At 66.9% G+C, this 20,400-nt stretch carries 17 protein-coding genes; all 17 read right to left on the bottom strand.

Annotated elements, in window-relative coordinates; all coding sequences use genetic code 11:
* Positions 1–3: 3 nt before the first annotated feature.
* On the bottom strand, positions 4–333 hold the full coding sequence (uraH, locus tag ACZ1JX_RS18395; protein WP_465126794.1) for a hydroxyisourate hydrolase: 330 nt from the start codon (positions 331–333) through the stop codon (positions 4–6).
* On the bottom strand, positions 330–1,529 hold the full coding sequence (locus ACZ1JX_RS18390) for a urate hydroxylase PuuD (RefSeq protein ID WP_465126793.1): 1,200 nt from the start codon (positions 1,527–1,529) through the stop codon (positions 330–332). Before ACZ1JX_RS18390 ends, uraH begins: the two co-directional genes overlap by 4 nt.
* The gene (gene uraD / locus ACZ1JX_RS18385) at positions 1,526–1,966 is read right to left on the bottom strand and encodes a 2-oxo-4-hydroxy-4-carboxy-5-ureidoimidazoline decarboxylase (RefSeq protein ID WP_465126792.1); all 441 of its coding nucleotides are present in this window, start codon (positions 1,964–1,966) and stop codon (positions 1,526–1,528) included. The genes ACZ1JX_RS18390 and uraD overlap by 4 nt, the downstream gene beginning before the upstream one ends.
* A complete protein-coding gene (gene hpxZ / locus ACZ1JX_RS18380; RefSeq protein ID WP_465126791.1) occupies positions 1,963–2,355 on the bottom strand; it encodes an oxalurate catabolism protein HpxZ in 393 nt (130 codons plus the stop codon). Before hpxZ ends, uraD begins: the two co-directional genes overlap by 4 nt.
* On the bottom strand, positions 2,352–3,254 hold the full coding sequence (gene puuE, locus ACZ1JX_RS18375; RefSeq protein ID WP_465126790.1) for an allantoinase PuuE: 903 nt from the start codon (positions 3,252–3,254) through the stop codon (positions 2,352–2,354). Before puuE ends, hpxZ begins: the two co-directional genes overlap by 4 nt.
* A complete protein-coding gene (locus ACZ1JX_RS18370; RefSeq protein ID WP_465126871.1) occupies positions 3,251–4,435 on the bottom strand; it encodes a pyridoxal-phosphate-dependent aminotransferase family protein in 1,185 nt (394 codons plus the stop codon). The genes puuE and ACZ1JX_RS18370 overlap by 4 nt, the downstream gene beginning before the upstream one ends.
* Before the next feature lie 43 nt (positions 4,436–4,478).
* Entirely contained in the window at positions 4,479–5,708 is a 1,230-nt protein-coding gene (locus ACZ1JX_RS18365) for an allantoate amidohydrolase (protein ID WP_465126789.1), read from the bottom strand.
* Positions 5,702–7,285 (bottom strand): gamma-glutamyltransferase family protein, encoded by a 1,584-nt coding sequence (locus ACZ1JX_RS18360; RefSeq protein ID WP_465126788.1) that lies wholly within the window; start codon positions 7,283–7,285, stop codon positions 5,702–5,704. The genes ACZ1JX_RS18365 and ACZ1JX_RS18360 overlap by 7 nt, the downstream gene beginning before the upstream one ends.
* A gap of 5 nt (positions 7,286–7,290) precedes the next feature.
* Positions 7,291–8,220, bottom strand: a complete 930-nt coding sequence (locus ACZ1JX_RS18355) for a 5'-methylthioadenosine/S-adenosylhomocysteine nucleosidase (RefSeq protein ID WP_465126787.1) — start codon at positions 8,218–8,220, stop codon at positions 7,291–7,293.
* Positions 8,221–8,228: 8 nt separating this feature from the next.
* Positions 8,229–9,575 carry an NCS2 family permease gene (locus tag ACZ1JX_RS18350; RefSeq protein WP_465126786.1) on the bottom strand — a complete coding sequence of 449 codons (1,347 nt, stop codon included), beginning with the start codon at positions 9,573–9,575 and terminating at the stop codon, positions 8,229–8,231.
* Positions 9,572–10,906 (bottom strand): AtzE family amidohydrolase, encoded by a 1,335-nt coding sequence (locus tag ACZ1JX_RS18345; protein ID WP_465126785.1) that lies wholly within the window; start codon positions 10,904–10,906, stop codon positions 9,572–9,574. Before ACZ1JX_RS18345 ends, ACZ1JX_RS18350 begins: the two co-directional genes overlap by 4 nt.
* Complete coding sequence (locus ACZ1JX_RS18340; RefSeq protein ID WP_465126784.1) at positions 10,903–12,024, bottom strand: bile acid:sodium symporter; 1,122 nt, start codon at positions 12,022–12,024, stop codon at positions 10,903–10,905. Before ACZ1JX_RS18340 ends, ACZ1JX_RS18345 begins: the two co-directional genes overlap by 4 nt.
* A 90-nt stretch (positions 12,025–12,114) precedes the next feature.
* Positions 12,115–13,503, bottom strand: coding sequence for a uracil-xanthine permease family protein (locus ACZ1JX_RS18335; protein ID WP_465126783.1), 1,389 nt, complete (start codon positions 13,501–13,503; stop codon positions 12,115–12,117).
* 13 nt (positions 13,504–13,516) lie between these two features.
* On the bottom strand, positions 13,517–14,878 hold the full coding sequence (locus ACZ1JX_RS18330) for an 8-oxoguanine deaminase (protein WP_465126782.1): 1,362 nt from the start codon (positions 14,876–14,878) through the stop codon (positions 13,517–13,519).
* 15 nt (positions 14,879–14,893) lie between these two features.
* Positions 14,894–16,009 carry a purine nucleoside permease gene (locus ACZ1JX_RS18325; RefSeq protein WP_465126781.1) on the bottom strand — a complete coding sequence of 372 codons (1,116 nt, stop codon included), beginning with the start codon at positions 16,007–16,009 and terminating at the stop codon, positions 14,894–14,896.
* Between the two features lie 77 nt (positions 16,010–16,086).
* Positions 16,087–18,492, bottom strand: coding sequence for a TonB-dependent siderophore receptor (locus ACZ1JX_RS18320; RefSeq protein WP_465126870.1), 2,406 nt, complete (start codon positions 18,490–18,492; stop codon positions 16,087–16,089).
* A gap of 241 nt (positions 18,493–18,733) precedes the next feature.
* Complete coding sequence (locus ACZ1JX_RS18315) at positions 18,734–20,302, bottom strand: adenosine deaminase family protein (RefSeq protein ID WP_465126780.1); 1,569 nt, start codon at positions 20,300–20,302, stop codon at positions 18,734–18,736.
* Between the last annotated feature and the right edge of the window lie 98 nt (positions 20,303–20,400).

Raw genomic sequence — 20,400 nt, 5'->3', positions numbered from 1 at the left:
GGCTCAGCTTCCCCGATAGGTCGAATAGGCGAACGGCGAGACCAGCAGCGGCACGTGATAATGCCCCTCGTCCGCCATGCCGAAAGCGATGCGCACGTCATCCAAGAACGGCGGCTCGGGCAGCGTCACGCCCGCTTCGGCAAAGTACTCCGCCACCGCAAAGACCAGCGCATATCGCCCTGGCCCGACTTGCGGCATCCCCGGACAGCGCCCGTCGGCATTGGTCGTCCCCGCAAACAGCACCGTCCCCTTCCCATCTTCCAGCCGCAGCTTCACGCCCGCCGCCGGGCGGCCATGCATGGTGTCGAGCACGTGGGTCGAAAGCGTGGTCATTGCGGCGCTCCTGCTGCAATCCAGCGGCCCAGCGCATCGCGTTCGGCGCGGGTCATTCCGGTCATGTTGCCCAGCGGCATGATCTCGGCATCGACCGCCACTTTCTGCACCCGCGGCGCCACGGCATGGGCATGGTCATAGCTGTCGAGCATCACCCCCAGCGGCGGCGCGGTGAATGCCTCGCTCGTTGGCTTTGCGGCGTGGCAACTGGTGCAGTGCTTGGTGAAGATGGGCTCCACGCTGGCCCATGTCGCGGGCTCCTGCGAAGCCTCCGCAGCCTTCGCCACCGCAGGCAAGGTCGCCTTTTCCGCCGAGACATACGTCACGCTCACCAGCGCCATCGCCCCGGCCACGACCATCGCCCGCCCGGTCTTCCGGCCCTGATGCCGCAAGTTGAACACATGCCGCACCGCGACGCCGGTCAACCCAAGCAGCGCCAGCACCAGCCAGGGCCGCGCCGCACCGAAGGTCATCGCATAGTGGTGGCTGATCATGATGAACAGCACCGGCAGCGTCATGTAGTTGTTGTGGACCGAACGCTGCTTGCCCGCCTTGCCCAGCGCCGGATCGGGCGCCTGCCCCTGCATCAGCTGCGCCACCGCCTTGCGCTGGTTGGGGATGATGACGAAGAACACGTTGGCGACCATGACAGTGCCGATCATCGCGCCGACGTGCAGATAGGCCCCGCGCGCATTGAACACCGCGTTGAGCGCCAACGCCGCCAGCACCAGAAAGGCAAACCACGCCGCCCCCAGCACCCGGTTGTCGCGCCCAAAGGGCGAACGGCACAGCCCGTCATAGACCAGCCAACCCGTCACCAGCGAAGCCGCGCCGATGCCGATCGCCGCCCCTTGCGAAAGCTGCGCCTTGGCCGGATCGATCAGAAAGCTTTCTGCGCCCACCCAATAGACCAGCACCAGCAGCGAAAAGCCGGTGATCCACGTGGTATAGGCCTCCCATTTGAACCAGTGCAGGTCCTCGGGCATCTTTGCGGGCGCCACCGCGTACTTCTGCTTGTGATAGAACCCGCCGCCGTGGACCGACCACACCTCGCCGCTCGCCTCGCCCTCCTTGGGCGGCACCAGATGGTTGTCGAGCCAGACGAAGTAGAACGACGAGCCGATCCACGCGATGCCCGCGGTCAGGTGGAACCAGCGGATCGCAAGGTTCAGCCATTCGCCCCAGTCCACCGTCACTTCATGTCCTCCAGACGAAGCCGCACGATCTCGCCGATCTGCGCGATGGCGGTGGCGATTTCGGTGTCACGCTCGTTGGCCAACCGTGCTTCCATCGCGCTGAGAATCCCCGCCTTGTCGGTCAGCCGCACGCAGATGATGAAGGGAAAGCCGAACCGCTCCCGATAGGCCGCGTTCAATTCATGGAACCGCGCAAATTCCGCCTCGCTCAACCGGTCGAGCCCGGCGCTCGCCTGCTCCGCCGCCGAAGCCGCGGTCAGCGTGCGATCCACCGCCGCCTTGCCAGCCAGTTCAGGATGGGCGCGGATCAGGGCCATCTGCTCCTCCGCCGAGGCATCACGCACCACCGCCATCAGATCGGCATGACGGTCCCCGCTCGACGCTCGCGCATCGGCCCGCGCCTCCACCCAAGGACTATGCTCGAACAGCGCGGTCATGACTTGGCCCCTTCAAGGCTCACATGCGCGGAGACGACCTTCCAGCCATCGGCAAACCTGACCCATGCCTGGCTCTGCCGCCCGCGTCGCTCGCTCCCCTCGCGGAAGAACTCGGCGTCCGCCGTGGCGAACGCGTCGCCGTAAACCGTGCCATAAACCGTTATCGCCACCTGCCCCAACCGGCGCTGCGGCGATCCCCCACGCCCTTTGCGAAACTCGCGGATCGCCTCCATCCCCCACAGCACTTCGCCCACGCCAAAGCGGTTGGTCGTCGGCGCATCGTGGAACAGCGCGTCCATCGCAGGCAGATCGTCCGTCATCAGCGCGCGCTCGTAAGCCGCAAACGCAGCGGTCATTTCAGCCAGCAGCACCGGATCGTTCACCGTCACGCCGCGCCTCCAGCATAAGGATGCAAGGCCTGCCAGTGCCGCGCGATGTCGATCCGCCGCGCGATCCACGCATCGCCGCTTTCGATCACATGGTCGAGGAACCGCGCCACCGCCCGCGCCCGCCCCGGCTTTCCGGCAATGCGCCCATGCAGGCCGACCGACATCATCCGCCCGCCCTCCTCGCGCAATTGCTCGAAGGTATCGCGCAAGTAGCGGAAGAACTGCTCGCCCTCGGTGAAGCCGTTCAGCGCCACCATCTTCATGTCATTGGCATCGAGCGAATAGGGCACGATCAGCTGCGGCTTGCCATGACGCACATCCCAGTACGGAACGTCATCGGCATAGCTGTCGGCGTCGTAGAGAAAGCCGCCTTCCTCCACCACCAGCCGCGCCGTGTTGGGTGAGGTGCGCCCCTGATACCAGCCCAGCGGACGCTCCCCGGTCAGCCGGGTATGCAGTTCAATCGCCCGCGCAATATGCTCGCGCTCCACCTCTTCGGGCACATACTGGTAGTCGATCCAGCGAAGCCCATGGCTCGCAATCTCCCACCCAGCCTCGAGCATGGCGTCAACCGCCGCCGGATTCATCTCCATCGCGGTGGCCACGCCAAACACCGTCACCGGCACACGCCGCGCGGCAAACAGCCGGTGCAGCCGCCAGAACCCGGCGCGGCTGCCGTATTCATAGAGGCTCTCCATCGCCATCGCCCGCGCCGGATGGGAGCCCGCGCCGACCATGTCCGACAGGAATGCCTCGGAACCCTTGTCGCCATTGAGCACGGAGTTCTCCGCGCCTTCCTCGTAATTGATCACGAACTGCACGGCGATGCGCGCCCCGCCCGGCCATTGCGCTGGCGGAGGCGTCGCGCCGTAGCCTGTAAGATCGCGCGCGGCCGTCATTCTGCCTCCCACGCCGCCAGCGCGGCAGGCACCGCCTCGCCCAGCGGCAGGCTGAACCCTTGCGCCTTGAGGCAGGCCTCCAGCGCGCCAAGCGTCAGCAGCACCTTGTGCTTCATCGCGTTGTAGCCCATCGCGCCCAGCCGCCAGATCCGGCCCTGCAGCGGGCCAAAGGCGGTGCCGATCTCGATCTCAAAGTGATCGCGCATCATCGTGCGGATCGCCTCGCCATCGACGCCTGCGGGAATGTACACGCCGGTCACGTTGGTCATGCGGTGGGCATCCTCGCCGAACACCGTCAGCCCCATCGCACGCACGCCGGCGGTCATCGCAGCACCCGCCTTGCGGTGCCGCGCGTACCGCGCCTCCAGCCCCTCGCCCAGCGCCACCCGGGCGCATTCGCGCGCGGCATAGAGCATCGAGGTCGCCTCGGTATGGTGGTTCAGCCGCTTGTCCGACCAGTAGTCCATGATCATGGCCAGATCGAAGTAGTTGGATGGTATGCGCGGCCCCTTGCCATCGACGATGTCATCGCGCCGGATGCCCTGCTCGACATGGCGGCGCGAGAAGATGCGCTGCGCCGCGCGGTCGGAAATGGTGATCGGCGCAGAGCCCGAAGGCCCGCCAAGGCACTTCTGCAAACCGCCCGTCACCACGTCCACGCCCCAGCGGTCCGCCGCGATCTCCATGCCGCCCAGCGTCGCGCAGGCATCGACATAGGCGAACGCGCCCGCCGCCTTGCACAGCGCGCCGAGCCCTTCCAGTGGCTGCCTCATCGTCGTCGAAGTATCGCCATGCACCGTGGCAACGACACTCGGCCCGTGCATCTCGATGGCGCGGGCAATCGCCTCAAGCGGCACCACTTCGCCCCACGGCGCGCTGACCTGTTCGACCTTGGCGCCCAGCCGCGTCAGGATCTCGGTCAGCAGCAGGCCAAAGCGCCCGAAGTTCACCACCAGCACCGTGTCGCCCGGCTCGACCAGACTCACCAGCGAAGCCTCGATCGCCGCGCGCGCCGTGCCGTCGATCAGCATTGTCCACTGGTTCCAGGTGCCGAAGATCGGGCGGTAAAGCGCCATGACCTGGTTCATGAACCCGGTCATTTCCGGATCGAACTGCCCGAGCAGGTCCGCCGCCATCGCCCGCAGCACGCGCGGATGGGCATTGACCGGTCCCGGCCCCATCAGCAGCCGCTGCGGAGGGTCGATTTCGCCGAAGAGAGTCGGATCAAGCTGGCTCAAGGCTGGCTCCCAGTTGTTCGATGAAGCCGAGCATGACCTGCAGCGCCACTTGCGCATCGGCAGGGTCGACATGCTCGGCAGGATTGTGGCTCACCCCGCCCCGGCAGCGGATGAACAGCATCGCGGTGGGGCACAGCGCGGCCATGATCATGGCATCATGCCCCGCCCCCGAAACAAGGCGGAACGGCTTGTGTCCCGCCGCCTGCGTCGCCTGATCGAGCAGCTGCATCAGCGCCGGATCGCAGGGGCTGGCGGGAAGATCGTGCCCCTTGCGCACGGCAAGGCCCAGATCGCGCGCATTGGCGATGGCGCGAAAGCGGCGCAGGATCTCGTCCGCCGCCGCATCGCGCGTCGCAGCGCTTGCCGCACGCACGTCGAGCGTGAACGAACACTTGCCCGCGATCACGTTGGCCGCGGCCGAAGGCACCTGCACCACCCCCACTGTCGCCACGAGATCGGCAGGCCCCGCCTTGGCCACGCTCTCGGCCGCGAGCACCATCTCGGCCATGCCCGTCACGGCATCACGCCTGAGGCCCATCGCGGTCGTCCCGGCATGGCCTGCCGTCCCGCCAAGCTCGATCTCATAGCGCAGTTGCGCGGCAATACCGGTGACAGTGCCCACGGCCAGCCCTTGCGCCTCCAGCACCGGCCCCTGCTCGATATGCGCCTCGAGATAGGCAAAGACCTCGCCCTTGCGCCGCACCGCCGAAGCAAAGGCGGCAACATCGACCAACTCGGCCAGCGCCACGCCCTCGCGGTCCGTCACCTCCAGCGCTGCCGGATCGAGCGTGCCCGCCACCGCCCGGCTCGTCAGCATCGCCGCAGGAAAGCGCGAGCCTTCCTCGTCCCCGAAGGCATAGACCTCGATGGCAAAGGGCAGGCGCACCCCGCGCTCATGCAGCGCCGCCACCGCTTCCACGCCGAGCATGATCCCCAGCGGCCCGTCATAGGCCCCGGCATTGCGCACGCTATCAAGGTGGCTGCCGATCACCAGCGCAGGCGCACCCGCCGCCGCGCCTTCGTAGCGCCCGACCAGATTCATCGCCGCATCGCACCGCAGCGCCATCCCGGCCTCGGCCATCCACTCGGAGATCTTGTCCTGCGCGGCAAAGTAGGCAGGCGAAAGATAGGTCCGCGTCAGCCCGCCAACGCTGTCGCTGAACGGCGGCACCGTCAGCTCATCACAACGCAAGACAGCGCGCACCCCGCTCACCACGCCGCCACCCCGCCATCGCTGCGCGGATCGGTCGCGCCTTCCAGCCACCCGTCGCCATGGCGCACGATCGCGCCCGCATGCCCCATCGTCGCCGTCAGCGGCCCCACGCGCTCTACATCGTGCCCCGCCGCAGCCAGCGCGGCATACAGCGCCGGATCGAACCCATCCTCCAGCTTCAGCGTGGTGGACTGCTCGCCCCACGTCCGCCCCAGCAGCCAGCGCGGCGCAGAGATCGCCTCCTGCAAGTCCACGCCAAACCGCGCATAGCGCGAAAACAACGCCGCCTGCGTCTGCGGCTGCCCCTCGCCACCCATCGTGCCATAGGCCAAGACCCGCCCGTCATCGAACCGCGCCAGCGCAGGGTTCAGCGTATGGAACGGCTTGCGCCCGGGCTTCAGCGCATTCCACCCATCCGCCGCGAGCCGGAAACTGCTGCCCCGATTCTGCCAGGTGATCCCGGTCCTTGGCAGCACCAGCCCCGATCCGAACTCGAAGTAGGTCGACTGGATCGCGCTGACCACGCGTCCCTCGCCGTCCGCCGCCCCGAACCAGCAGGTATCCCCCCACTGCGGCGGCTGCGGCCATGCCAAGGCCTTCGCCGGATCGATCCGCGCCGCCAGTTCATCCAGCGCCACAGGATCAGACAGCAGCCCTTGCCAGTCAAAGTCATGATACGCAGGATCGCCCACATGCACGTCGCGCAGCAGGAACGCTTGCTTGGTCGCCTCGACCAGCCCATGGAAATGATCGAATCCGTCCACCGCATCCGCCGCCAGCCGGTCGAACAGCGCAAGGATCACCAGCGAGGCGAAGCCCTGCGTCGGCGGGGCACTGTTCCACAACCGGCAGTCTCGCAACCGCGTGGTCAGCGGCGCAGGACGTGTCGCCTCATGCGCGGCAAGGTCCGCAGCCGAAACCGGACTGCCCAGCGCCGCCAGATCAGCCGCAATATCTGCCGCCAGCGGCCCGGTGTAGAAGCTCTCCAGCCCCTCCTCGCACAATCGCCGTAATGTCTGCGCCAGCACCGGCTGACGCAGGACATCGCCCTCATGAAGCGGACGGCCTTCCGGCTCGAATGTCGTGGCATAGGCCCCCGGCTGCACCCGCAGCTCCGGCCCCTTGGCGGCGGCAATCGCGGCATGTCCCGCCGTGACCCCAACCCCCGTCTCACCATGGGCAATCGCATCGCGCAGCAGGCGTGACAGCGGCAGCGATCCGCCAGCGCTCTCCAGCGCCGCCGCCCACCCGGAAATCGTCCCCGCTACGGTATTCGCAGCCAGAGGCCCGCGGAACGGCACCGCGTCCAGCCCCGCATAAAGCGCCAGCGAAGCCGCCCCCGCAGCCCCGCCGCAGCCATGAATGCCATGCACCGCGCCATCAGGCTCGTGGATCACCCAGAACCCGTCCCCGCCGATCCCGGTCATGTGCGGATAGACCACGGCAAGGCACGCGGCGACCGCGACGGTCGCCTCCACCGCATTGCCGCCGTCCTGCAGCACCGAAAGCCCTGCCTCCGCCGCCAGCCAATGCGGCGCGGTGACCATGCCTTTCGATCCGGTGACGGTTTTGCGTTCCATCGCGATCAGTCCGGCAGCGCGGCGAGATAGGCGCGCACCACATGCGCCGAATTGACCGAGGCGAGGTGCTCGAACGTGTCTTCCATGTTCTTGTGCTTGTCGCCGCCGGCAAGGTCGGAAAGGCTGCGGAAGACGATGGCCGGGACCATGTTGCTATAGGCCACCTGCATCACCGCGGCGCTTTCCATGTCGAGCACGCGCGCTTTCCACGCCTTGTGCAGATAGATGCGGAACTCGGCATTGTCGGCATAGATGCCCGCCGTCACCCCGGTCCCGCCGACCTCGATCTTCGGCACGCGCGGCAGGCACAGCTCGGACCCTGCCAGCATCTTTTCCGATGGCGGCACGCAGCGCTCCAGCGTGATCGAAGGCACCACCTTGCGCGCCAGATCGAGCAACCCTGCATCCACCGGCACGCGATAGATGCGCTTGGGCGGCGTGGCGGCATTGGCCATCACCGTGCCGCGCGGGAAGATGAAGAACCAGTTGGCCGGGCTGTCAGGCTGGCCCTTGTCCGGCGGCATCCAGCCGTTCTTGGTCTTGCGCGCAAACGATGCCTCGAGATACTGCCCCCAGTCCTCGGCCACCAGCACGTCGCCAATGGAAAGCTTGGGGTCCACCCCGCCCGCGATGCCGGAAAAGACGATGCGCTTCACGTTGAACCGGTCGAGCACCACTTGCGTGTTCATCGCGGCATTCACCACGCTGACCCCGCTCTGCATCAACACCACCGGCTTGCCTTCCATCGTCCCGGTGAGGAACGTGCCGCCGTTGATCGAATGCTCCTTCGCACCCTGCACCGTGTGGACCAGCGCGTTCCATTCCGGCCGGAACGCGGTCATCACCACGGTGCGCGGGGTATCATCCAGCTTCTGCGCCTGCGCAGACGCGGGCAGGAGCAGGGCAACGAAAGCAAGTGCGATACGTCGCGTCATTTGGCGGATCATGCAGCGGCCATCCAGGCAAAGCGCGCCACAAACAGCGCGGCGAGGGTGAACAGGAACCAGTCCTTGGTCGTCGCCTTGCCCTTCAGCAGCTTGAGCAGGGCGTGGGCGGTGATGCCAAAGGCAAGGCCGTTTGCGATGGAGAAGGTCAGCGGGATCATCGCCACGGTCAGGAACGCCGGGATCGCCGCCATCGGGTCTTCCCAGTCCACCTCGGTCAGTGGCAGCAGCATCAGCCCGCCCACCACGACCAGCGCGGGCGCGGTGGCAGCGAGCGGCACCAGCTGCGCATAGGGCGCGACGAACATCGTCAGCAGGAACAGCAGGCCAGTGACCACCGCCGTCAGCCCAGTGCGCCCGCCCGCCTGCACGCCCGCCGCGCTCTCGACATAGCTGGTCACCGTGCTGGTCCCCGCCATCGCGCCGACCATCGTCGCCACCGCATCGGTCATCAGGATGCGGTTGAGCCCCGGAATCCTGCCCGCCGCGTCCATCAGCCCGGCGCGCTTGGTCACGGCCACCAGCGTGCCGATGTTGTCGAACAGGTCGACGAACAGGAACACGAACAGGATTTCGAGAAGGCCGATGCCGTGCTTGCCCGAAAGCCCGAACACGCCCGCAATATCCAGCTGGAACGCGGTCCCGGTCAGCGCAGCAAGGCTGTAAGGCTCGGTCGGCGCGCTCACGAGGCCCACGATCCACGCGGCAATCGTCGTCAGCACGATCCCGATCAGCATCGCCGCACGCACGTTCCACACAGACAGCGTGCCGATCACCACCAGCCCGAACAGCGCCAGCGCAGGCCCCGGCTCGGTCACGCTGCCAAGGCCGACGAAGGTGGCGGGATTGGCCACCACGATCCCTGCGTCCTTCAGCCCGATGAAGCCGATGAACAGCCCGATCCCGCCCGCAACAGCGGCAAACAGGTGCTGCGGGATGACCGAGACGATCAACTGCCGCACGCCCGTCAGCGTCAGGATCAGGAACGCAACGCCCGAGATGAACACGCAGCCCAGCGCCACCGGCCAGGGCACGCCCATCTGCTGCACCACGGTAAAGCTGAAATAGGCGTTGAGCCCCATCCCCGGCGCCAGTGCCAGCGGCGTGTTCGCCACCATCCCCATCAGGATCGAGGCGAACGCCGCGGCAAAGCATGTCGCTGCCGCCACCGAGGCCACGGGAAGCCCCGCCTGCCCAAGGATCGCCGGGTTGACCAGCACGATGTAGGCCATGGTCAGGAAGGTGGTGAACCCCGCCAGCACCTCGGTCCGCGTATTGGTCCCGCGCTCGCGCATCCTGAAGTGGCGTTCGAGCACGCCGCCCTCAGCTGTTGTAGCCGCCGTCATATCAGTTCCCCCGCAATCAAGCGCTCCGGCGCGCTCACGCCAGTCCATCCCTCGTTTTCGAGCCGCTCGGCAAGCGCCAGCAACGCGCCCTCGCCGCCCGGCTTGCCGATCAGCTGCAGCCCCAGCGGCAATTGCCCCGGCCGGTGCAGCGGCACCGCCAGCGACGGCAGGCCGGTGAACGTGATCGGCTGCGTATGAATGCCAAGATCCGCCCGCGCCGGACTCAGCGCCCCGTCGATCACGATGCGCGGGTCCTCGATCAGCGGTGCTACGCAAGGCGTGGCCGGTGCCAGCAGCACATCGAAATCCGCAATCAGCCCCTCCAGCCGCGTCAGAAAGTCGGCGCGGAAAGCGAGCGCCTTGGCGTACAGTTCCTCCGGCAGGAGCGCGCCCGCCATCAGCCGGTCCCGCACCGCCGGATCGTAGTCCATCGCCCGCGTGGCCAGAGTCTCGCGATGCAGTGCGCCGCCTTCGAACGCAGTGATCAGGAACGCCGCACTGCGCGCCTTCGCAATGTCGGGCAGTTCCACCAGCGGAGCCTGCTCCGCAATCGCATCGATCGCCGCCAGTTGCACCTGATCGGCATTCTCCCGGAACCGCCCGCCCAGCCGCGCAATGCGAATATCGCTCGGCCATTCCGGCAGTGCCCCGCCGCGCAGCACGCCCCACACCAGCGCCATGTCGGCAAGGCTCAGCGTGAACGGCCCGATATCGTCAAAGCTCTCGGCAAACGGAAACGTCCCCGCCACCGGCAATGAGCCATGCGCGCACTTCAGTCCATAGAGCCCGCACAGGCTGGCAGGCACGCGGATCGAGCCATTGGTGTCAGACCCCAGCGCGAACGGCACAAGTCCCGCCGCCACCGCCGCCGCCGACCCGCCCGACGATCCCCCCGCCAACCGCGCCGGGTCATGCGGGTTGCGCGTCGTGCCATGCGCCGCATTGATCGTCGCAAAACCATAGGCAAACTCATCCATGTTGAGCGTCGCCACCAGCACCGCCCCTGCGGCCTGCAACCGCCGGATCGCCTCGGCATCGCGCTCTGCAGGCGCAGCCCCAGCGCGCACCGCAGAACCCGCCGTCGTCGGCAGGCCCGCCACGTCGAACAGGTCCTTCACCCCATAGGGCACGCCCGCCAGCGGCCCCGGATCGTCCCCGCGCGCGACCATGGCATCCACCACCGCCGCCTCGGCCAGCGCCCGCTCTTCCAGCACGCGCGTCACGGCAACATGCGCATCGGCCTTGAGCGCGGCAATCGCCTCCACGGCCAGCGAAGTTGCGCTGACCTCCTCCGCCCGCACCGCAGCGTCAATGTCAACCGCCCGCCTCATGCGTCCAGCACCCGCGCATGACGCGTCAGCAGTTCGAGATTGGCCACCACGCCCGCGCGGCAGGCTTCCGGTATCGGCAGTCCGATCTCCGCCGCCCGCGCCAGCGCCGCCGCCTCGCCCTGCGGCGGCCGCACCGCAGCGGCAGCATCCAGTTCGCGCCGATAGCGTCCCGCCAGCCAGGCGCAGACGAACAGCTGCAACTGGTGGAAGATCATCAGCGGCAGGATCACCATGCCCACTTGCGCCGGGGCAAAGAGCGCACCCGCCATCGGCACGCCCGAAACCAGGCTCTTCTTCGATCCGCAGAACAGCAGCACGATGGCATCCTCGCGCGGCAACCCTGCCACGCGCGCCACCACGCCATTCACCGCAATCACAACCCCCAGAATCACCGCCGAGGCCACCAGCAGCACGCCAAGATCAAACGGCCCGACCCTGCTCCACACCCCGTTCGCCACCGCCGCGCTGAATGCCGAATAGACCACCAGCAGCACCGATGACCGGTCCACCGGCTGCAGCAGCTTCTTGTGCGCATCGACCCATTTGCCGATCGCGGGCCGCAGCAGATGCCCCGCCACGAACGGCAGGAGCAATTGCGTTGCAATTTTCTGCACGGAGGCCAGCCCGTCCACCCCGCCTGCCCCATCGGCATGAATGAACAGCGCCACCAGCAGCGGCGTCAGCACGATCCCGACAAGGTTGGACAAAGAGGCAGAGCACACCGCCGCCGCCACGTTCCCGCCCGCCATGGCGGTAAACGCGATGGAGCTTTGCACCGTCGATGGCAGCAGCGCGAGGAACAGCAGTCCCATCGCCAGCGACGGATCGATCACCAGCCCGGCGACCTTCGCCGCGCCCAGACCCAGCACCGGAAACAGCAGATAGGTAAAGCCCAGTGCCAGCGGATGCAGCCGCCAGTTGCCGATCCCCGCCAGCACCGCCTCGCGGCTCAGCTTCGCGCCATGGAGGAAGAACAGCAGCACGATCGCCGCGTCCGCCGCCACGTCGAACGCTTCCAGCGCCACGCCCCGCGCCGGCAGCAGGCTCGCCGCCACGACCGTGCCCACCAGCCAGAGCAGGAACGGATCGACCGAGGGAAGTTTGCTGCGCGTGGTCATGGCTCGTCCCGCTATGCCCCGCTCCACCCTACCGATCCAACGCAATGATCGGCACGCATCGTTGCAAAAAAGAGAGCACCCTGCCCCACACTACTCCGCCGCCGCCAGCGTTGGTTCCCGGTCCCCACGATCTTCGTCAGCAGTCTCGCGCGGCAGCACCAGGTTCAGCACCACCGCCAGCACTGCCGCCGGCATCACCCCCGAAGTCAGCAGCACCCGCGCCGTCTCGGGCAGGTGCGCCACCGCATCCGGCTCAAGCTGCAGCCCCAGCGCCAGCGACAGGCTCACCCCGAAGACCAGCATGTTGCGCTGGTTCCATTCGACCGAAGCCAGCATCGAGAGCGCAGCCGAGGCGACCATGCCGAACATCACGATCACCCCGCCGCCCAGCACTTCGATGGGGATCGTCGTCACCACCGCGCCGATCTTGGGCACCAGCCCGCACAGGATCAGGAACACCGCGCCCAGCGTCACCACATGGCGGCTCATCATCCCGGTAATCGCGATCAGCCCCACGTTCTGGCTGAACGTGGTGTTGGGCATTGCCCCGAACACCGCCGCCAGCGCCGTGCCCACGCCGTCCGCCGCCACCGCACCCTGCAGTTCCGCATCGCTCGCAGGCCGCCCCGCCGTCCCCTCGCAGATCGCCTCGACGTCACCGATGGATTCGATCGAGGAGACAAACCCGGTCAGCACGAAGCCCAGAATGGCCGAGGCCGAAAGCGCAAATCCGAAGTGGAACGGGTTGGGCAGCATGGCAATCGGCGCTTGTCCCACCGCCTCGAACGAGATCCGCCCCATCGCCAGCGCCACCGCATATCCCGCCAGCAGCCCCAGCAGCACCGAAGCGGTCGACCAGATCCCCCGCGCAAAGAACTTGAGCCCCAGCGTCGCCAGAACCACAACCGCCGCCAGCAGCCAGCTCGTCCCCGCACCGAATGCAGGCGTGCCAATCGCAGGCACGCCACCGGCCGAATACTGCACCCCGATCCGCATCAGCGACAGGCCGATCATCAGCACCACCAGCCCGGTGATCAGCGGCGGCAGGGCAAAGCGCACGCGGCCGACGAACACGCTCAACGCGGCATGGACCAGCCCGCCGATCAGCGCCGCCGTGGTCAGCGCAGCCATGGCATCCACGCCCTTGCCCGCCACGATCGGGATCATCACCGGGATGTAGGCAAAGCTCGTCCCCTGCACCAAGGGCAGCCGCGCGCCCACCGGCCCCACGCCCACCGTCTGCAGCAGCGTGGCGATCCCGGCGAAGAGCATCGACATCTGGATCATGTAGATCAGCGCCGAAGGATCGGGCGATCCGAAGCCGAACCCCGCCGCGCCCGCAATGATGATCGGCGGCGTCAGGTTCGATACGAACATCGCCAGCACGTGCTGCACGCCCAGCGGAATGGCGAGGCCGAAGCCCGGGAAGAAGTCCGGATCGCGCGCCTGCTCGCGGGTCACTGCTCCGGGCAAAGCCATGCCATCCCCTTTCCTATGCCAGTGCCATCAGGCGATCGAGCGACTTGCGCGCAGCGGTGACGACCGCCGCCCGCGTCGTCATCACCAGCTCGCCATCACGCACCACCGCGCGCCCTTCGACGAACAGGTCGCGCACCCCCGCAGGCGGCGCGAGCACCAGCCCCGCCACCAGATCCCACGCCCCGGCAGAGGCGACGGTGCCCATGTCCCACACCGCAATGTCGGCGCGCTTGCCCGGCACCAGACTGCCAAGGTCATGCCTTCCGAGCACTTGCGCCCCGCCCCGCGTCGCCAGCCGCAAAGCCTCGCGCGTGGCAAAAGCCGTCGCCCCATGCGTCACCCGCTGCAACAGCAGGGCCTGCCGCGCCTCGCCCAGCAGATTGCCGGAATCGTTCGAGGCAGAGCCATCAACCCCCAGCCCCACCGGCACGCCTGCATCGACCATCGCCCGCACCGGTGCGACGCCCGATCCCAACCGGCAATTAGACCCCGGACAATGCGCCACCCCGGTCTTGGTCCGCGCAAACAGGCTGATCTCTTGCATGTCCAGCTGCACGCAATGGGCATGCCACACGTCCGGCCCGGTCCAGCCCAGCTCTTGCGCATATTGCCCCGGCCTGCACCCGAACCGCTCCAGACTGAACGCCACGTCGTCGGCATCTTCGGCCAGATGGGTGTGCAGCATCACGCCCTTGTCGCGCGCCAGCAGCGCCGCATCGCGCATCAGCCCCTGACTGACCGAGAACGGCGAGCACGGTGCCACCCCCACCCGCACCATCGCGCCGTCAGACGCGTCATGGAACCGGTCGATCACCCGCACGCAATCGCTGAGGATCGCGTCCTCGCGCTCGACCAGCGAGTCCGGCGGCAGTCCGCCCGCACTCTCGCCCACGCTCATGCTCCCGCGCGTGGCGTGAAAGCGCAGGCCGATGCCCGCGGCGGCATGGATCGTATCGTCGAGCGTCACCCCGTTCGGGAACAGGTAGAGGTGATCCGAACTCATCGTGCAGCCCGAAAGCGCCAGCTCGGCCAAACCCAGTTGCGTCGCGGCAAACACGTCGTCGGGCGTGTAAGTCGCCCAGATCGGGTAGAGCCGCTTGAGCCAGCCGAACAGCGATGCCTCGGTCGCACCCGGCAAGGCGCGGGTCAGCGTCTGGTACAAATGGTGGTGCGTGTTGACCAACCCCGGCGTCACTACACAGCCCGCCGCCTCGATGATCACATCGGCATGGCCCGCCAACGGTGCGAGTTCAGCAGTCGTCCCCACCGCCAGCACCACCCCGTCGCGCATCGCCACCGCCCCGCCCGCGATCTCGGTGCCCGGATCGTCCATCACGACGACAACGGCAGCGTTGCGGATCAGCGTCAGCGCCATGTCAGACGGCACCCATCACTTGGGCGGTGCCTTCTCATAGCGATCCCAGTGCCCGGTGATCTCGTCCACCACCTTGCCGCCAACGAGGTAGAGCGCCTCCAGCGCCGCGGTCATCCCGGCATAGCCCTGGTTCTCGCTCAGCAGGTAGCTGGCCGGGTCCACCCCCGGCGGCGGCATGGTGAAGTTGCTGGCAGAGCGCAGGACCATGACCCGGTCCCGGTCGGCCCTGCCCACACGGGTCAGATATTCGATCGACTGGAACGTGCCCGTCTCCTCCATCGCCGAGGTCACGAACTCGCCCTGCCCCCGCGTCCAGAACTTCGTCCAGTCATTGGCCCACTGCGTCATCTTCGCGCCGTGCCAGAACGTCATCGCCGCCAGATTGTCGCCCTTAAGCACGAACGGCGGTTTCTGCGCATTGGGGTAGCCGGTGAACGCCTTGCGCGCGGTGGCAATCGCCGGATCGTCGGGCAGCTTCATGTCCTTCGTCAGCGCGAAGGCCCAGTCCTGCAGTGCAGGGTTCAGCTCGAACATCTCGCCGTTGTCGGGCGGCAGCGGCGTCGGGTCCATCGGCCCCTTGCTGTGCAGCGCAAAGTAGCCGCTCTTCCACTCCGCCGGGATCTCGCGCGCATCGATCTCGTGCGCGATGTCGCCATCGATCAGGTAGCGCGCCCAGGCCGCCGATCCCACCGAGGCATCCTCGGGATCGATCCCGGCAATCCCCGCCACCAGCCAGTAGGCCTGTGAAAGGTCCAGCCGGTCATCCATCCCCACCGCCAGCGCCGCCGTGGCAGACTTGATCGAGCCCATCCCCGTCACGATCGCCAGCACGCCGGTCTCAGGGTCATAGGCCAGATCGTGCCAGCCTTGCGGGAACGGCAGCGTCACCGAAAGCCCGCGCCGCTCCTTCCACAGCTGGAACTCGCCGGGCTTGTCGCCACTGTCCTTGCCGATCTCGAACATGGTGACGACCACCACCCGCACCGGCAGCTTCGCCGCGCAGGGCCGCGCCGGAACGCAGGCCTGCACTGCCGCCACGCTCGCCGCGTCCGCCACAGGGGCCGCGTGAGCAAGCGGCGCTCCGGCCATCAGAGCCGCAACGAAGGGCGCGAGGCGCGCAATGGTTCGCATGATGTCGGATACCTTGGAATATTCGCCGGTTGCGAGGAGCGGCGGGAGAGAACCGCCCCTCGCATTCAGACCAGTCGTCAGAACTTGTAGACGACCGAAGCCTGCCAGCTGCGCGGACGTTCCGGCAGCGCGATGGTGCTGCCGAACAGTTCGGTGAAGTTGGCGCGGAAGTACTTGGCATTGGTGGCGTTCTTGACCACCGCGCGCAGCAGCCACGGACCCGTGGTGTACGAAAGCGAGCCATCGACCAGCGTATAGGCTGGCAGACGCACCGCCTGCGACTGGCCCGAGAACACCGCTGGCACCCGCGTGATGCTGCCCGCAACGGCAAGGCCGTTGTCGAACGAGTAGGTCGCGGTGGCCGAGTAGAGGTCTTCCGGAATACCGGCGCGGCGCGACTGTTCCTTGTTGGTGATCAGCACGAGGCCGATCGGCTGGCCGCCAAGATGCAGCGCCGGGTTGGTGACGTTCTTGAGATCCTCGATGCCGAAGAAGCTGAACAGCACGCCATTGCCGAGCGCGGTCAGGTTGTAGACTTTGGTCTTGGTGTAGTTGGCGGTGATCAGCAGGTGCCGGTCCACCGACCAGCGCATTTCGGCCTCGATGCCCTTCGTCTCGACCGCCTGGTTGGTGACGATCGCCTGCGCGTTGCGGTCCACGCGGGTCTGCTTGTAGGCAGAGACGGCCGCATAGAGCCGGTTGTTGAGGAACGATCCCTTGATGCCGCCTTCATAGAGCTTGGACGCGCTGATGAAGGTGCCGCCGGTCACGTCGGCCACATAGATCTCGGCGCCCTGCCCGGCGATCACCGTCGACTGGCGCGATACGGTGAAGTAGGGGATCAGGCCGAACGGCGTCTTGTAGTTGACGCTGGCCGACCACGACCATGCGCCCTTGCTGTCGCTCGCCCGCCCTGCCGAGGCCGGGTTCTCGAGCTTGGCGGCAACGTCCGCCGTGGTGACCGAGATATGGTCGTAGCGCGCACCCGCCGTGATCCCGAGGCCGAAATTGAAATCGAGATCGGTCAGGAACGCCGCGCCAAGGTCGGTGTAGTGGCCCTGGTTGTACGAGGTGTAGTCGCAGTCGCACTCGGTCGAGAGCAGGCGATCCGACAGCGGCGTGTAGCCCTTGGTCAGGTCGACGCGGTGGAAGTACTCGTAGTTGAAGTCGTCGCCATGCTTGAACTTGGTGTAGCGGATCGACGGCGAGGCCTGGAACGAGAACTTGCCCATGTCATTGGTGAACGACTTGGAGATCACGATGCGGTCCTCGATCACCCACGAATCGTGGAATTGCGAGAAGCCGTAGGCGTTTTCGTTGAGGTTGGTGTAGCCGTCGTAGAAGAACTGGTTCTTGATCTCGAGATCATTGCCGCCGTCGAAGATCAGGTCGAAATAGGCGGTCTTGGCCTTGTTGTTGAGCTTGTCGTTCGGGCCGGTCAGCGTGTTGCGACGGTCGAGCTTGGCCGTGCCGACATTGGTCAGCGCCAGCTGCGGATAGGCGTTGGTAAAGCACGCATCGGTAAAGCCCGAGGCGAACGGCGAACCGCCGCCACAGCCAAAGGTGCCGAAGATCGAGAAGCCGCCGGGGATCACCGCGTTGATCTCGCCCTGCGACATCTGTCCGTCGCCATCGGTATCAACCGGCTGCGCAGAGCCCGTGATATAGGTCCCGTTGTCGACCAGCTCCTGCGTCAGGCGGTTCCAGCCGCCGTTCTGCTGGCCCTTGTAGTCATGGTACATGCCGCCGAACTCGAGCCGCAGGTTGGGCGCCAGATCGGTGTCGAACGCCGCCTGCAGGATCGTCTGCTTCGTGCTCATGTTGCGATAGTAGCTGCCCGAGTTCTCGACCTCGGCGTAGAGGTTGTAGCCGAACTCCTGCGTGCCGATCTTGCCGGGCCCGCGCACTTCGCCGGAAAGGACCGCACGGTCCCAGCTGCCGGTAGTGAAGGTCAGCTGGCCTTCGGGGCTGCCGAGGTACTTGCCGCCCGCCACGCGCGCCGACTTGGGCACGAAGTTCATGTAGCCGCCGGTCTTGGACGGACCATAGATCGGCGAGGCAGGCCCACGCACGATGTCGATGCGGTCCGAAGCGCCGATCGGCGTCGGGTAGTTGCCGGGGTTGTCGAGACGGCGGATGCCGCGGAAATAGACTTCGCCGGGCGTGCCGCGAATGTCGAGCGCACCGCCAACGCCAAAGAACGAGTTGGTGAAAGTGCCGGGCGACTGCGCCACGAGATCGTAGATCTCGGTCACGCCGAAGCGCTCCATCTGCTCCTTCGAGATCGACGAGGCCGAACGCGGCGTTTCCACCAGGTTCTTGTCGAAGCCAAAGATCGAGCCGACGTCCTTCAGCGGCAGCGCGTTGAGCGAGCCGGTGACGACGATCTCTTCCTTGGGCGGCTCCTCGGCATCGGCCGCTTCCTGCGCGAAGGCGGGCGTGGTCAGCGCGGTGCAGGCCATCAGGGCGGCAAGGCCCTTCATCAGGCCACGATTGAGACGGGAATTGCTTTCGAGTGTGATCGGGTCTTGCATTGTTTTAACCCCCCTGGACGCTTTTTGGCGCTCCGGCTTCCCCTTGAAGCCCGGATGTCGCCTGGTTGAACCGCGCCTCTCCCTCATTCTTTCGTGCTGTCGTCCCTTCGATCATGCCGCGCCGCGGCGATGAATACGCAAGTCGCGCACATTGCTTGTCTCACCGCGCCCGTCCCGCAGGGCAGCGCGCTCAATTCTCCTTCGTGGCCCGCGCCAGCCGCCCCGTCTCGTAAGCGGCAAAGCGCTGCTCGAGATCGGCCTGGAGCCGCGCTTTCTCGTTTGCAGACAGGAACTTTGTGCAAGCAGGCGCGGCAAGGTCGGCACAAGCCGCCACCGGCTTCAGCCCCGCCACATCGGCCCACAGCGCCGCGCCCGGCAGGAAGGAGTAGTGCAGCCCGGCCCGCGCGATTTTCTTGAGCTCGGCATAGCCCAGCCCCTGTTCGGTCACCGCGCGCACGTATTCGTTGGTCATGTCAGAGCGCAGCACGCCCTGATCGTCGGTCGAAAGCACCACCGGCACGCCATGCGCGCGATAGAGGTTGAGCGGATGGTCCGCGCCCTTCACGCCAAGGATCACGTCGTTGCTCGAAAGGTTGATCTCCACCGCCACGCCATCGCGCGCCATCTGCGCCATGGTGTCTTCGGCCTTGTCCTCGAACGCGATGCCGGTGCCATGGCCGATGCGCTTGGCCCCCACCGCCACCGCCTGCGCAATATGGTCGCGCAAGTCCTGCGGCGGCACGAGGCCCAGCGTCACCTCGCCCGCATGGAGCGTCAGCTTCACACCCGGATGCTTGGCCGAAAGCAGGCGGATCATCGCCATGTGCAGCCGGTAATCGCGCCTCGCCGGATAGGCGTCCTCGGGCATGACGATGTTCACGCCGACAAAGCGCGGATCTGCCTCGGCCATCAAAAAGCCAAGGATCAGCGAGCGATAGACATAGGTCGGCGGCAGCGCGCGCATGGCCTGGAACAGGTAATGCACCGCCACCTTGCACCCCGGCTCGGCCTTTGCCGTGCCGCAAGCCATCGCCTTGCCCGCCTCGGCCTCGTCGGCATCCAGCTCCTTGCGCGCCGCCGGGATCAGCGGGGCCAGAGCCTTGACCTCCGCCGCATAACGCGCCGCCAGCCCCGCCTCGTCCAGCGCTCCTTGCGGCGCTGCGGCAAAGCTGGCCGACAGCGTCGTCGTATTGTGGTCCAGCTCAAGGTAGGAAAGATTGTCGCCCGCAGCGATCCGCCGCGCCGCCACCAGCATCTTGGCATTCTCGCCCGCAATCGGCCCGAACCGGCTGAAGGCACCGAAGAACTGGTTGTGCCCGGTCACATCGTTGCGCCCGACCCCGCGCTGCCAGCCGCGCGTCGACATCGCATTGACCAGCCGGTCGTAGCCGAACTCGTTCTCCACCGAATATCGCGCAATCGTGCGCTCAGGCGGACACGGCGGCGGCTCCACGCCCAAGCCATCGGCCTTGACGCAGAACCCCTTGTCGCCCGCCCATTCGAGGAAATCCTCGGCATAGATCGCGCCGCCAAGGTGATTGTGCAGATCGCCGCCCTTGGGCATCGGGCGCAGCAGCACCCGCAAGCTTGGCGGGCTCGCCCTGGCCTTGTCGATCAGCGCCGCAACCGCCGCTTCGCGCGCCGGATCGAGCGGCAGCGGTTCGGCAAAGGCCGGGGCAGACCCGAGCGCCAGAACGGCAAAGACAGCTGCGCCGCGCATGTGCGCACGCCAGCCCCTTGCCGTCTTGACCCCTGCCATCTGTGCGAACCCTCCATCGCGAAAAATGCGATGGCCGGTGGTTAAGGACTTGACCCTTTGCACACAAACGCAATGAATCCGACACAGCGTTGCAAAAA

This window comes from Novosphingobium sp. BL-A-41-Hi4A-0G (assembly GCF_055521735.1).
This window is presented reverse-complemented; position numbering and strand designations above follow the sequence as displayed.